Origin of the sequence: Vibrio sp. 2-Bac 85 (assembly GCF_037546705.1) — a bacterium.
GTDB lineage: Bacteria > Pseudomonadota > Gammaproteobacteria > Enterobacterales > Psychromonadaceae > Psychromonas.
The window spans coordinates 73,112-88,530 of sequence record NZ_JALAAB010000020.1; the positions used below are offsets into that span (position 1 = coordinate 73,112).

General features: G+C 36.6%; 12 protein-coding genes. 6 read left to right on the forward strand and 6 right to left on the reverse strand.

Translation table 11 applies throughout. From position 1 onward, the window contains the following. Positions 1-305: 305 nt before the first annotated feature. The gene (locus MT390_RS17355) at positions 306-2,711 is read left to right on the forward strand and encodes a diguanylate cyclase (protein WP_499442379.1); all 2,406 of its coding nucleotides are present in this window, start codon (positions 306-308) and stop codon (positions 2,709-2,711) included. 570 nt (positions 2,712-3,281) lie between these two features. After that, a complete protein-coding gene (locus MT390_RS17360; protein WP_499442380.1) occupies positions 3,282-6,830 on the forward strand; it encodes a PAS domain S-box protein in 3,549 nt (1,182 codons plus the stop codon). A gap of 448 nt (positions 6,831-7,278) precedes the next feature. Here MT390_RS17360 and MT390_RS17365 read toward each other — a convergent pair whose 3' ends face one another. Continuing rightward, entirely contained in the window at positions 7,279-8,088 is an 810-nt protein-coding gene (locus MT390_RS17365; protein WP_499442382.1) for a DODA-type extradiol aromatic ring-opening family dioxygenase, read from the reverse strand. Positions 8,089-8,298: 210 nt separating this feature from the next. Further along, positions 8,299-8,760: a DoxX family protein gene (locus tag MT390_RS17370; protein WP_166370517.1), complete on the reverse strand. Its 462-nt coding sequence runs from the start codon at positions 8,758-8,760 to the stop codon at positions 8,299-8,301. A 268-nt stretch (positions 8,761-9,028) separates the two neighbouring features. Between MT390_RS17370 and MT390_RS17375 the strand changes: the two genes are divergently transcribed. Both MT390_RS17375 and MT390_RS17380 read left to right on the forward strand, forming a co-directional pair. Further along, a complete protein-coding gene (locus MT390_RS17375) occupies positions 9,029-9,943 on the forward strand; it encodes a LysR family transcriptional regulator (RefSeq protein WP_499442384.1) in 915 nt (304 codons plus the stop codon). Between the two features lie 114 nt (positions 9,944-10,057). After that, positions 10,058-10,903 (forward strand): LysR family transcriptional regulator, encoded by an 846-nt coding sequence (locus MT390_RS17380; protein ID WP_499442386.1) that lies wholly within the window; start codon positions 10,058-10,060, stop codon positions 10,901-10,903. Here the strand turns inward: MT390_RS17380 and MT390_RS17385 are convergent. Continuing rightward, a complete protein-coding gene (locus MT390_RS17385; RefSeq protein WP_499442388.1) occupies positions 10,854-11,636 on the reverse strand; it encodes a TSUP family transporter in 783 nt (260 codons plus the stop codon). The genes MT390_RS17380 and MT390_RS17385 overlap by 50 nt on opposite strands. A 194-nt stretch (positions 11,637-11,830) precedes the next feature. Further along, on the reverse strand, positions 11,831-12,229 hold the full coding sequence (locus tag MT390_RS17390) for a universal stress protein (RefSeq protein ID WP_499442390.1): 399 nt from the start codon (positions 12,227-12,229) through the stop codon (positions 11,831-11,833). Positions 12,230-12,322: 93 nt separating this feature from the next. On the opposite strand from MT390_RS17390, the gene MT390_RS17395 reads away from it, so the two are divergent. Together MT390_RS17395 and MT390_RS17400 are read left to right on the forward strand one after the other, a co-directional pair. Further along, positions 12,323-12,841, forward strand: a complete 519-nt coding sequence (locus tag MT390_RS17395) for a hypothetical protein (protein ID WP_499442392.1) — start codon at positions 12,323-12,325, stop codon at positions 12,839-12,841. Continuing rightward, positions 12,741-13,448: a hypothetical protein gene (locus MT390_RS17400; RefSeq protein WP_499442394.1), complete on the forward strand. Its 708-nt coding sequence runs from the start codon at positions 12,741-12,743 to the stop codon at positions 13,446-13,448. The genes MT390_RS17395 and MT390_RS17400 overlap by 101 nt, the downstream gene beginning before the upstream one ends. 146 nt (positions 13,449-13,594) lie before the next feature. Here MT390_RS17400 and MT390_RS17405 read toward each other — a convergent pair whose 3' ends face one another. Together MT390_RS17405 and MT390_RS17410 are read right to left on the reverse strand one after the other, a co-directional pair. Beyond that, entirely contained in the window at positions 13,595-14,503 is a 909-nt protein-coding gene (locus MT390_RS17405; RefSeq protein ID WP_499442395.1) for a DMT family transporter, read from the reverse strand. A 183-nt stretch (positions 14,504-14,686) separates the two neighbouring features. After that, positions 14,687-15,394: a helix-turn-helix domain-containing protein gene (locus MT390_RS17410; protein ID WP_499442408.1), complete on the reverse strand. Its 708-nt coding sequence runs from the start codon at positions 15,392-15,394 to the stop codon at positions 14,687-14,689. Positions 15,395-15,419: the final 25 nt, after the last annotated feature.

Here is a 15,419-nt window from a genome sequence, read left to right on the forward strand (position 1 = left end):
AGCTATTAGATAAGTCTTAGATAAACATCACATTGGCTTTTTACATTTTTTATAAACCCTGTAAATAATGCTAATACTAATGTGATGACATTGTTGTAACAATCAATCCTACCTACCTATTCCTTGTTTTTTATCCACAATATACATAGATATTTTATCGCGCAGATTTTAAATTGATTTATATAACTCCTTTATCAAAAAAAGGTTTATATGCACTCTGCAATATCTGTTATCATTAATAATTGAGCATTAGTATTATTTAATATCTGATATGTAAATCTGCATTGTCAAAAAAGGAATTCTGAGTGCCCATCAATATCAGAGTGTGTATTTGTTTTTTTGCATTGTTTGTTAATACACTGCATGCAAAAGAATTCAAGCAAATAACTTTGCAAGCTTCTTGGTTTGAGCAATTTCAATTTGCTGGCTACTATATGGCCAAAGAAAAAGGCTTTTATAATGAAGTTGGTTTAGCACTGACAATAAAACCTTTTCACATTGAGATACAAAATGAGATCGCTCAATTAGTCACTGATGGCAAAGTAGATTTTGCAGTTGGTAAAGAAAACCTCATTTTAGAGCAAGCTCAACATAAAAAAATAATTGCTTTGTATGCCCTTTTTCAATCCAGTCCCTTAGCTATTTTCAGCACTAAAAAATCTCATATTGATACATTCAAAGATTTCCTAGGTAAACGGATCATGACCACCCAGGCCGATGCTCAGCAAGTCTCATTGAAGTCCATGTTGAGTTCACACCATGTGCAAGAATCAGACTTAACTTATTTAACTCATACGCATGATATAAAAGACCTCATCAATAACAAAACTGATTTAATCTCTGGTTATGTATCAAAAACCCCACACGATTTAGAAGCCTTAGGTGTACCCTTTAATACTTTTTCACCACAAGATTATGGTTTTGATTTGTATAGCGATTTTTTGTATACCAGCCAAAATTTTATGGCTAATAATAAACTACAGGCCGAAGCCTTTAGAGCCGCATCTTTAAAAGGCTGGCAATATGCGTTTGATAATATAGATGAAGCCGTTGATATAATATTTGAAAAATACAATGAACAAAACATAAGTAAATCAGCCCTTTTATTTGAAGCAAAAGCACTTAAAAAATTAGCCTACCTCAATACACCAACACTTGGTGTTATTGATGAGAATAAACTAAAAAAGAGCTTTGATTTATATAAGGTACTAGGGGTTGATAAAGGACCGATTGATTTCAGTCAGTTCATTTACGATAAAACGAACCCTTTTCTGTTCTTAACATCGCAGGAAAAAAGCTATTTAAAGAATAAGCAAAAGATAACAGTATGTATTGATCCTAACTGGTTACCCTATGATGCTTTTGATAATACAGGTCAACATATTGGGTTGAATACTGAGTTTCTTGATATCTTTAGAAAGCGCCTACCTATTCCATTAGATATCGTGAAAACTGAATCATGGGCTGAATCGGTAGTTTTTGCCAAACAAAGGAAGTGTGACCTTTTATCACTTGCAGGTGTCACTGAAGAGAGAGAAGAGTTTCTTAATTTTACTTCTCCTTACTTAACTTTTCCCCGAGTATTAGTGACTAAACCAGACCAGCCATTTGTTAACAATTTTACTCTCTTAATAGATAAAAAAATTGGCATGGTTCAAGGCTATGCGCAACAGGATATAATTAAAAACACTTACCCCAATATCATTATAGTAAATGTTAATTCGATAAAAGATGGCCTTAATAAAGTAGCTAACGGCGAACTTTATGGTTTCATTGATGCTTTAGATGCTGTTGGCTATTTTTTACAAGAAGATTTCTTAGGACAGTTAAAAGTCAGTGGGAAATTTGACCAAAAAAGAGAGCTTGGTCTTGGCGTAAGAAATGATCACCCTCTTTTATTAAGTATATTTAACAAACTAATTGATAACCTATCGCAAAAATCAATCAAGAGTATTACCGATAAAAGTGCATCCATTCAATATATTGATAAATTTAACTATCAATTATTATGGTGGTTATTGTTTATCGTATTAGCCATTATTGCGGCCTTTATATACAGACAGAATTTATTGAAAGATTTAAATAATAAGTTGAATGAAAAAGTTGCAGAAAAAACCAAAGCCTTACAGGAACTAAATGAAAGCTTAGAACTAAAAATAAAACAGCGCACTGAGCAAATCGAACATTCAAAACGTCTATTACAAGATGTTGCTTACAGAGATAATTTAACGGGTGTTTTTAATCGACATTACTTAGATGAAAAGTCGATATGCTTTTTTAAACAAGCCGATATGCTTAATCAACCTCTCTCTCTATTGTTAATTGATATCGATTATTTTAAAAAAGTAAATGATGCTCATGGGCATCTTGTTGGAGATAAAGTGTTAACTCATTTTGTTAACAATATTAGAAAAACCTTAAGAGCTGATGATTTACTGGTGCGCTATGGCGGAGAAGAATTTATTTTACTGCTACCTAATGAGGATTTGCAACAAAGTTTAATCGTTGCAGAAAAACTACGAAAACATATAGAGTTGCACCCTTATCAACTGGATGAAGAAATGAATTTAATCAAGATTACAGTTAGCATAGGTGTTGGAGAATATGAAACCGGCGATTCCTTAGAACAATTCATCGGCAAAGCTGATTCAGCATTATATACCGCTAAAAATAAAGGCAGAAATCAAGTACAAACAATTATTAAGAAATAAACAACTTAGATTCAAAGCAAAAGGCTCTAGGTGGAGGTTGCACACAATAAAACTAGTTATATTGTGTGCAACCTGTAAATAATACTGGTAAACGCCATATCACTTTCAGAGTTTAAATCGCTTAAAAATAGTTATTATCTAGATATATTAAATGATTTTTTTAAGCTGTGATCAATGATTTACATTGATATACATTTATCAGCTATATTTGTTTTCATATAAAATTTATATACTATTTTCATCTAATATTAGGTCTACTCCCTCACTATCAGACCATTCAAGTTGTCCCCGAAGCCATCTATTAATAGTAAGCTTATATTGGCTACTCAGTTTAAATAGCAAGGATAAAAAAATGACAAACCTTGAACCACAAATAAGCGCTAAAATTTATATAAAAACATCTACTATTTTTCTCTCAATGCAAAAACTTATAAACGTCCAACTTCCTTTAAGCACGCTCAGTTTTCCTAGCCTATTTTTACTACCAACTTTGTATAATGTTAAACTATGAAATTAAACAATTCAAAGTCACCTCACCTACTGATTAATGATACGGAGCTGTTATTTAAAATGGCTTTCAATCAACCATTTTATTTCATGGCAATACTCTCACCGGAAGGAAATATCTTAGACGTTAATGACTTAGCATTAACATCAAAAGGTGTGAAAAAAGAAGATTATATTGGCAAGTTATTTTGGAAATCACCTGCATGGTCTAACTTGCCTGAATGGGAGAGTCTTTGGATAACACGCTTGGCTAAAGCTTCTAATCAACATAAAGCGGTAATAACGGAAGATAGTTACAAACTTGCAGATGGCTCTGTTTATTATACTGATGTATCGACAACTGCTATTTATACCCCTAATAACCAACTCTCTGGTTATATGATCCAAGCTATTGATACGACAAAACACAGACAAAAATATAGACAAATAGAAGATACAACAAAAAAAGATGATACTGACTTAGAGCTGGTTCTAGAACAAAGCAAGGTTGGTAATTGGTCTCTTAATCTTGTTAACCAGAGTTCTCAACGTTCTCTGACACACGACCAAATATTTGGTTACGAATCATTGGTACCCCATTGGACCGCAGATACATTTCTTCAACACGTCATCCCCGAAGAACAAATAGAAGTAACTCACAAACTTCAACAAGCTATTGCAAATAAAGTAAATTGGAAAATTGAGTGTCGAATTATTCGAACCGACGGTGAAATTCGTTGGATTTTAGCTTCAGGTGGGCATGTGATTGACGCACCAGGTCAATCAAAATTAATGGTTGGAATAGTACAGGATATAACGGATCTAAAAAAAGCAGAGAAAGCTAATTTACAACATAGTGCAGAGCTACAAAGCATATTTAACGCGCTACCAGATACTTACTTTCGTATACAATCCGATGGAAAAATTCTAGATTATCGTACACAAAATAAAAGCGAGCTGTTTAAAGTACCCGAACAATTTATTGGTAAACGCATGCAAGATATTTTACCAAAAGATACTGGCGCATTATTCCAATCAAAAATAGATGAGACAACGCAGGTAGATAAGGTAGTTACTTTTAATTATCAATTATCTACTAATAATCAAGTAGCTCACTTGGAAGCTCGACTTAATAGAATTCATTTGCATGACCAACTTGTGTGTGTTGTTCGTAATGTTACAGATCAATATGAATCCAGAGAATCTTTAGAGGTCAGTGAACAACTATTTCGTACTATTTTTGAACAAGCATCGGTTGGCGTTGCATTGGTCAGTTTTGATATCAAAAAGGTCATTCGTATTAATCAACAGTTTTGCGATATGGTTGGCTACAGTAAAGAAGAAATGTCAGACCCTAATATTTTTGAAAAAATCACACACCCTGATGATTTAAAAAGCAATTTAAGTAAACGAAATAAAGTATTAAGTGGTAAAGAACAATCTACAACAATGGATAAACGTTATATGCACAAAGATGGGCATATCGTTTGGGTTGAGCAGACCATTTCCCTTACTCGTAAAGTCGGCGGCCTAGCTAAAACTATTCTTGTCGTTGCTCAGGATATTAGCCAACGTAAAAAAGCAGAAGAAAGATTACTACTATCCTCTAAAGTATTTAGTGATACTAATGAAGGTATTGTCATTACAGATGCTCAGCAACTTATTGTGGATGTTAATCCAGCCTTCGTTAGAATAACAGGCTTTAGCAAACAGGAAGTTATGGGTAAACTGCCCAGCTTCTTAGGGTCTGGTAAGCAAAGCCCGCAGTTTTATGAAGAGATGTGGTCATCAATTAAAACCCACGGGCATTGGCAAGGCGAAGTTTGGAACAGAACAAAACAAGGAGAACTCTATGCTGAACTGCTCAATATCTCATCACTAACCAATCAACAAAATCGAGTCACTCACTACATAGGTGTATTTTCCGATATTACCAGCATTAAGCAACAACAAGAAAAACTTAACCTGATGGCGCACTATGATGTACTGACTAAATTACCTAATAGAGCTTTATTTATAGATCGTTTTCATCAATCTATTGCCCATAGTATTCGTACAGGCCATCAACTAGCGGTGTGCTTCCTAGATTTAGATAATTTCAAACCTGTAAATGATACCTATGGTCACGAAGCGGGTGACCATTTATTAATTGAAGTATCAGAACGTATTATTGGTTGCATCCGAGAAGAAGACACGGTTTCCCGCCAAGGTGGTGATGAGTTTGCCATCTTATTGAATGATATTAAATCGCCTTCACAATATGAAGCAACCGTCAAACGCATTCATAAAGCGTTAGCCATACCTTATATAATTGATGATATTGAGCATCATCTTACTGTCTCTAGTGGTGTTACCCTTTATCCATCAGATAATGCTGATATAGATACTCTATTACGTCATGCTGACCATGCAATGTACCAATCTAAATTAGCGGGTAAAAATCGCTCTCAATTATATAGTCCAGATTCAGACCAACGTATAATTCAACACAACCTTCAATTAGAAGAAATTAATCGCGCTTTAATCAATAATGAATTTCAATTGTACTATCAACCGAAAGTTAATATGGCAACAGGTGAGGTGTTTGGAGCCGAAGCCTTAATTCGCTGGCTTCACCCAGAAAGAGGCATGATACCACCACTAGATTTCTTACCATTTATCGACGGAACATCATTAGAAATTAAGATTGGAGAATGGGTTATCAATGAGGCCCTGCAACAACTTGAAAACTGGCAGCTGCAAGGTATTGAACTTGAAGTGAGTATCAATATTGCTTCTTATCACCTGCTCTCTTCCTCTTTTTTTATTGTGCTTGAACAGTGCTTAGCTGAACACCCTGCAATTAAACCTCAATGTTTGCAATTAGAAATTTTGGAAAGCTCTACTTTAGGTGATCTCAAAACAATTACTCATATTATCAAGGAGTGTCAAACGCTGTTAGGTGTCAGTTTTGCTTTGGATGATTTTGGCACAGGTTACTCATCATTAACTCATTTAAGAAGTTTACCTGCGGAAACGATTAAGATTGATCAAAGTTTCGTCAGAGACATGCTAGATGATCCAAGTGATTACTCAATTATTGATGGTGTTATTTCATTAACAAAATCATTTAATCGTAATGTTATTGCTGAAGGCGTTGAAACTAATGAGCATGGATTGATGCTGTTATTGATGGGATGCCAACAAGCTCAAGGTTATGGAATAGCGAAACCGATGTCAGCACCAGCCCTGTCGAAATGGTTAAGTGACTATATTCCTAACCAAACCTGGATCACTTGCAGTAAAAAAGAGCACAATAATAAACAAAAAAATCTGAAAATATTTAAGCTAATTACCACACAGTGGAAAGATAAACTAAGAAAACAGATTTTATTACCCCCGAATAACAAAATAGTTTGGCCAATACTTGATAATCAACTATGTCATTGTGGTAACTGGACTTTCCTAAGGAAACAAGAGCAGTTATTTACAGAAGAAGAGATGCAACAGCTTGAAAATGCTCATGACAAAATACATAAAATAGCTTATTCGTTACAGCTTAAATACCAAGCCGGAGAACTAGAATCAGCACGCGCTGACTTAGCTGAGCTTGACTTGGCTTTTATTGAAATGAACAACACAATTGGCCTATAGGAAATATTAGTTAACCTTTACGTTATGACTAATATTGGTTGGCAACGGCTATATATATCCTGACTAGAAATAGAAATAGAAATAGAAATAGAAATAGCCAATATCTTATTTTTAGATTTTCAATAAAAAAGATTTATGCCGCCAGTAATCTCAACTAAATTAGAATCACTTTACATAAGTGACACTCGGCTATACAAATACGGAATAAAATCAATATATCAATATATCAATATATCAATATATCAATATATCAATATGATGAAATTGAATCTATTGATAGGCTAGCCGAGGCAGTGATGACTAATTTTAATAGGCCACTATACTTTTGTAATTTAACCTAATTTCCTTGATATAATGCCAAAAAGTACCAGTAAACGATTAAGTCATATCCATTTCATATTCAATTACATAAAGAGATCAAATTCTATGATTTTAATTGTTCATTGCATTATTTTACTTGGCTATGCCATATAAAGGCGCTAGATTGTTTGTTAAGAATAGTTATATTTTCATGTTCATCACTTGCTCTTCCCGCCAGCCCATAACAAACATGTAAAGGTAATAAATGTTCTTCTCGTGGATGACAATAGCGAGCATGTGGAGCCTGAACCCAGTTTGTCATTCTTTCATTACGATCATCTTCGCGAATATTTTTGTCGCTCAATGTTATACTTAACCAATCTTCAAACTGTTGATTTTTTAATTGGTTATCAGCCGTATTAGGTGCAAAGAATGCTTTCATATTATGAAATGAGAAGCCTGACCCTATCACTAGTAAATTATCATAATCAAGTAACTGTAGTGCTTTCCCAATGGCTAGATGCTGCGCAGGATCTAGACTATTCACTAATGAAAGCTGAATAACAGGAATATCAGCAGCGGGATACATTAACGTCAATGGAACATAGACACCGTGGTCATAACCTCTTTTATATTCAAGTTTAGCTGGTATGCCAGATTGCTTTAATACCTGCTGTACTTGTTTTGCAAGCTCAGGTTCTCCTGGGCTTGGATACTTCACTTCATATGCTGGAGCAGGAAAGCCGTAGTAATCGTAGATCAATTCAGGGTTTGGCTGCGCAGTGATCATCACCTGTTCTGCTTCCCAATGCGCACTAATCAATAAAATAGCACTTGGTTTAGATATTTTTTGGGGTAGCGATTTTAAATAAGACACCATTTCAGCGTGCGCAGGGTCATCAAACAATGGCATAGGGCCACCACCATGAGAAATAAAAGCGATATTTACGTTTTTCATATTAACTCCAAACAATAAATTAGGTTTAAGGTGTTCAATTGAGTACTAGCTAGCTACTGAGTTCAACACTGGTAAAGCTCGCTAAGCGAAAATAATCAAGTGCTTAAGTAGACTGATAAAAGTCTAAAAGTAGCTCAAAACTTACTAATAAATCATTGTCGCGCATTGAGTCGCAACAATGAATTACGTAAGAAAGAGGGAATAATTAAATTATTTACTCTGCTTTTTACTATTCAATTCAAGTAAGAAGTGATCAAGACTATAACTACCACCACCTTGTACAGCGATAGCAACCAATACAACTAAAAGTGTTAATGCATATTCATACCCATTATTAGCCATAAATAAACCATTATTAATGTGTACGGAGAATATAGCGACGACCATAGTGAAAGCCGCAACCACTGCCGCAGGACGAGTTAACAAACCTAATAGAATGGCTAATCCACCAAAGAACTCTGCACTTCCAGCAAGTAATGCCATTAGGTAACCAGGAGTCATTCCTATACTTGCCATCCACTGTCCAGTCCCCTCTAGTCCATAGCCCCCAAACCACGCAAACAATTTTTGCGCACCATGAGCAGCTAAAATAAGACCAATTGGCGCACGTAGTATTAATGCAGCAACGCCTGCTTTAGATGACAGTACTTTGTTTAACAATGATGATTTCATGGGTTGTTCCTTGATAAAGTTAATAATTAATAGTGTTGCCCCTGTTGTGGGATGTACGTACTTTACTATCAACAAAATAAAAGAGTAATATGTATAATAACGAATAATTAACAACAAAATGTTGTTAATTGAGTTTTTAAGATTTAATTTGTAATAAATAAATTAGTTATGCTGATTAAATAAAAAAGTCAAATGAATAACTTAAATAGAAAAGTTGAATAGATAGTTAATTAAAAAATAAAATAAGTCAGCTAAAGGAACAAGTAAAATGGATAGAATTGATGCGATGCGGGCTTTTGTATCCGTTGTTATAGAAGGTAGTTTCAGTAATGCGGCAACAACTTTGCAATTATCACCACAGCTAGTCAGTAAGTATGTTTCTAAACTTGAAGAGCGATTAGATGTGCGCTTATTACACAGAACCACACGTAAAGTCAGTTTAACCGAGGCGGGGACCCATTATTTTCAGCATGCACAACAAATATTGTTAAGCATTGATGAAATGGATTCTCAGTTAGGAGGATTACAACAAACTCCTAAAGGCACTCTTCGTATCAATGCACCTGTCTCTTTTGCTTTAAGGCACATGGCTAAATTAATTGCCGATTTTCAAATGCAATATCCGTTAGTGAATGTCGATTTACAGCTAAACGATCGTAAAGTAGATATCGTTGAAGAAGGTGTTGATATTGCATTACGTATTGGACGTCTTAAAAGCTCATCTTTAATTGCAAAATATCTCACCCCTATTCGTCTTATATTATGTGCATCTCCTGAATATCTGCAAGAAAATGGCGTACCAAGCCACCCTGAAGCGCTCAAAAATCATCGCTACCTCCACTACAGTTATATGGACATCGAAGGAAAAGGGGACGTTTATCAATGGTTAAAAGCTAAAAATACTAATCATCTTGGTGCATTCCATAGTAATAATGGAGACGTATTAACGGAAGCTGCTATAGCAGGTGCAGGATTAATATTGCAACCCACTTTTATAGTGCATGAGGCGCTTGAAAAAGGTCAATTAATACCAGTATTACCTGATTTCGAGCCTGAGCAAGTGGGGTTATATGCGGTCTATGCTAATAGAAAACTATTACCTAACAAAGTTCGATGCTTTATTGATTTTATCGAGCACTATTACGGTTCACCGCCCTACTGGGATCAAGCGATAAGTAAATAAGCCTAAAGATTATTGTTATCCTACTCGCTAGTTGCTATTTTTTGCGATAGTATTTTCACCTATTCCAAATAAGCATTGATAATTTATTGTTTAAATATTAGGTCCCTTTATCTTATGTTACTTGAAGGCATTGAAACGTTGTTAATGCTCAGCCATGAAAAAACCATGAGCAGAGTAGGTAGTCAGCTTTATATTAGCCAGTCTGCGGTAAGCAAACGTATCGCATTATTAGAAAAGAAATTAGGTAAAAAGTTGATTGCACCTGATGGGCGGCATGTACGCTTAACGCCTGCAGCGAATGAGTTGATCGCTAGCATTGGGCCTACATTTCAAGAATTACAGGGACGTATTTACGAACAACATACGTTAAAAGATGAAACGATTATTTCCCTTGCTTGCTCGGAAACCTTAGTCGCAGGATACCTTGCCAGTATCATGGGGGATTATTGTCAACAGGATGCCGCGATTCGTATTAGCACCCACCATACCCCAAGGATTATTGAACGCGTGCAATCGGGTAAAGCGACGATCGGCTTTTGTGCTGGTCAGATCCCAGCACATCACGGACTAAAAATGATTTGTCTATGGCAAGAGCCTTTTGTATTGGTCAGCGAATCCGCATTATTAACACTGCCTAAGCAAATATTAACCAATGACCTATCGAACCCAGCTAACCGTTACCAGTTAGATATATTAACGACACTAGGTATTGAGCCACTAATGCAAATGGACTCTTATACCGCTTCAGCGCAACTTGCACTCGGCGGTATAGCGCCTGCATTAGTGCCACTTTCTATTGTAAAAACCATGAAAATACAAGCTAAGGACTGTTTTACCTTTGAACAGTTAAGGCCTTTATATCGCCCAATTCACATCTGCTTACGGCCCAACAATTATCAGAACCAAAGAGTTAAAACATTGATAAAAGCCATAACGAGTGCTGTTCCCATAACAACTTAATAGCCATGGTCATCGACATAATGATCACTAATGGTCGAATGATTTTTTGACCATTACCTAACACCACTCTTGCACCTAAACGCGCGCCAAAAAAGCCGCCTATGGCCATCAATAATCCCAACTCCCATATTGGTAACCCTGCAATTATAAAAAACAGCAACGCTGCTATATTTGAGGTGAAATTTAACACTTTGGTGCGCGCTGTTGCTGCTATCAAGCCATAACGCCCTAGTGCAACAAAACAGACCGTAAAAATAGAGCCCGTACCTGGACCTAAAAATCCATCATAAAACCCCACACTTCCGCCAATCACAAAAGCAAAGGCAGTTTCTGACAGTTTCGGTTTATCATCAGGATGTGACGTGATTGAAGAAGAGAAAAGAAAGTAACCTGAAATCGCAATCAGTATAATTGGAATAATACTCAATAATAAATCAGCTTTTACATGCTGTACGATTTCAGCCCCTATTGCGGCGCCGACAAAGGTACATAAAATAGGTAAACGCATCGGTTTTAACTGCACAATACCATTACGAACAAAATATAAGCTTGCGGAGAAACTACCAAAAGAGCTTTGTAGTTTATTCGTTGCTAATGCTTGTGCAGGTGGAATACCCGCAGCGAGTAAAGCAGGAACGGTCAACAATCCCCCGCCACCAGCCATTGCATCGATAAATCCGGCTAATGTTGCAACAGCGACGAGAAACGCCATGACCTCTAGTGAAATTTCCATACTTTTCCTTATCATTATTAAGGCCGCGACTATAACACTGAGCAGCTAGTTAGATGAGCAAAAGCATGGAAATTAATGTATTCCTATTTTTCATAGGAGATGGTGACAGTAACTAGCACTGTTCACCATCTTTCAGGGAAGCCTAATAAACTGGCTATTGGATTGACTAAATAGGTTGACTAATGAATAGAGGGTTATGCCATCATAAACAGAGGAATGTGAGTGTGACGTAATAATTTTTGCGTTACGCCACCAAACATTTGCTTATGCAACTTCTGATGTACAAGTGCACCTGCGACAATGAGATCAGCCTCTTGATCCAGCGCCTCTTTTAATATATTGCGCGGTGTATTTAAGCGGCTGGTAGAAAAAGACACACATTCAGAGTCGATTAGATGGCGTTTTAAAAACACCTGTAAATCTTGTTGTGTGGGCTTTTTCAATAATGCTCGCTCACTGGTAACAATGACAACTCTATCTGCCTTTTGTAAAACAGGAATAGCAGCACTGACCGCTCGAGCTCCTGCATCATCTCCATTCCAAGCAATTACAATCGTTTTAGGCGAAAACTCACAATCAATGCACCTAACCAATACAGGTAATGCATCATACTAGTGGTGTTAGTGTCATAGGCATAACCATTGGTAATGTATTTGGAAGAATTGCAGGAAATGAGGCTGCTGATTATGCGAACAACTAATAAAGTAACAGAAGCACAAAGAGTCATGACCATTTGTAATGCATGTCGTTATTGCGAAGGTCATTGTGCAGTGTTTCAAGCGATGGAATTACGTTTAGAATTTAACGCAGATAATTTAGATTATTTAGCCAACCTTTGCCATAACTGCGGCTCTTGCTATCACAACTGTCAATATACTGCTCCACATGAATTTGACCTTAACGTACCTGCTGCGATGGCAGAACTGCGACAAGAAAATTATGGTGTATATGCATGGCCAGGATTTATGGGGAAGCTTTTTGCCAATAATGGTTTATGGATGTCGTTATTATCAATTATAGTCATTACAAGCTTCTTTATAAACTGGGGATGGTTTTTGGACTGTACAAGAGCAAGCCTTTTACGGCGTAATTTCGCACAATACAATGGCCTTTATATTTTCCACTGTCTCTGCTTTTGTAGCGATTGCAATGCTTGCCTCGATCATCAAATTCTGGAAAACCATGTGCCTGCCTTCTCCGTTTAGCTTGAACTGGAAACAGGTAAGACAAGGTGTGAAAGATGCATTAACATTAAAATATTTAGATGGGGGTAATGGTCAAGGTTGCTCTCACGAAACTGAACAACCTTCCATGGCACGCCGCTGGTATCATCAAATGACATTTTGGGGTTTTATGCTGTGCTTTGCTGCGACATCAACGGCGACAGTCATGCATTATGGATTTAATTTACCAGCACCCTATCACTACATTAGCTTACCAAAGCGATTTGGGATCCTGGGTGGCATAGGATTAATTGTAGGACCGATTGGCTTACTCTCGATCAAATATCGAGCACCCAATGAAATGAAAGGAAAAACCAATAAAGGCATGGATGTGAGTTTTCTCGCATTACTTTTATTGACTAGTATTTCTGGGCTTTTACTGATGTTAGTAAAGGATACACAATGGGTAGGTTTGGTATTAAGCTTACATTTAGGTATTGTCATGACATTTTTTCTTTCCATGCCCTATGGTAAATTTATTCATGGTTTTTATCGTTTAATTGCATTGGTTGTTTTTGCTATTGAAAAAGAAAAGCACCAAGCAATAGCAGGTGTTGAAACAATTAACGTGGTTAATATTGATACATAACCCTCTACTGAAGTAATAATGAAGAAATCAGTCCTGAAGAAGGTCATACTTAGAAACAATTTTAAATTAATCAACTAAATAAATCTGAAGAAAAGCTAGTCAGCCTATTAACTTGAGCGTTAATAGGCTGTCAGAAATATGTTAAGTTAAGACTTATACGACTGCAGTAATAAGCACAGCATAATAAGGACAACACCAGCCCACCCTAATACAGAAATTGATTCTCCGACCACAACCACTGCAAATACAGCAGCAACGGCAGGTTCAAACAAAGTCAACAAAGTGGCTTTGCTCGCATGAATAGTGTTAAGCCCATATCCAAAGCAAATATAACCGATAAACATAGGTATTACTGCGATATAAAGCACCACCGCAGTATTGATGGGTGTCGCAAACAGATCATTGCTATTCAATAATAAAATAGGGAGAAGCAGTACCGCACCAATACCAAAGATGCTACCCATTGCTGATTTCGAACTTATTCCGCGATTAATCAATGCTTTTGCGGCCCATGAATAAAGTGCATAAGCGAGACCTGCAATAAAACCAAGGGCGATACCAATCACTTTGCTTGAATCATCAAGGGTCTGTTCAGTCAGGTTTGTTTCTGAACTAGCTAACAATACAATGCCAACAGACCCGATAAATAAACTCAGTACCCAACGACGGTCGATGTTATTTTGTTTGCTAAAAAGACACTCAATTAAGGCGACAAAAAAAGGAGCACTAGCGATTGAGATAACCGTGCCTATTGCGACACCCGATAAGCGCATTGAACTATAAAAGGCTAATGGGTAAACGGCTAAGGCAATAGCCCCTATGCAAAGTAGTTTACCTTCTTTTAGCAGGCACTTTGCATCATGTCGTAGATTTTTCGCACCAAAAATAGCTAACATTAAACCACCGACGCCCATAGAAAAGGATCCGATGGCTAGTGGATTCACGGTAGATGCAAACGATGCAGCCGTGCCTGTTGTGCCCCATAATAAAGAAGCAAATAAGATAGCTGATACACCGTATGTTTCTGACTTATTAGTTATGCTTAACTTGCTCATGTTGATCCTTTAGACGATTAATGAGTCGAAGTATAAATCTGGAGCTAACAAATTAGTTTGCAGAAAAGACGCTTATATTGTTTTATCAGACTACATTTTTCAAGACTGTTTTTATAGCGTTAGGTTTTATAAGGCTAGGCTTTATGAAGTTAGGTTTACAGGTGAATCTATGCATTGAACTTATTAACGTCTTAATTGGCGAGGCGACAAACCAAAAAAGTGTGAAAAGCGGCGACTAAAAGCAGAGATATCTCCATATCCTACTTGTTCCGATATTAGCTGCACTGGTGAATCTGTATGCGTTAATAATGCCTTTGCCTTTTCCATTCTTTGAATCGTTATATATTGCAGCACACTTTGCCCCATCGACTGCTTAAATATTTTCTTAAATTGTGTTGGGCTCAAGCAAGCGATGTCGGCTAACCCATTAATAGTGAATGTTAATGATAGGTCATCGGATATATGCTGAATTACGGATCTCACCCTAGAGTCTATTTGTTCGCCCACTCTTTGTTGCTGCAACAATTGAAAAAACATCTGCTGCATCAAGCTTTCAATCGAGCTATCAACTTTGTGTTGTAATTGTTTTTCAATAAAAAAGAGATAACTTCTAAGCGGCGAAGAGACAGAGAAAACAACAGAGTCCATGTTTAATAAATTATCAGGTAATAGATTAAGGTCTGCGACAATAAATCGAGCTTCTTCATTGGCTCTGAATAAGTGAAAGGTATCGGATTGGATCACAACACATTCTCCAACGGAGACTTTACCTTGGTATCCTTCAAGCTCGATAATAATAGTGCCTAATATCGGCAAAACTAGCTGGTGATAACAGTGCACATGCCCTCTTCGCTGCTTGCTATATGCTCTTATGCTTAAATTATCTTGCATCGCCGTGACTCTCATTAAATATTGC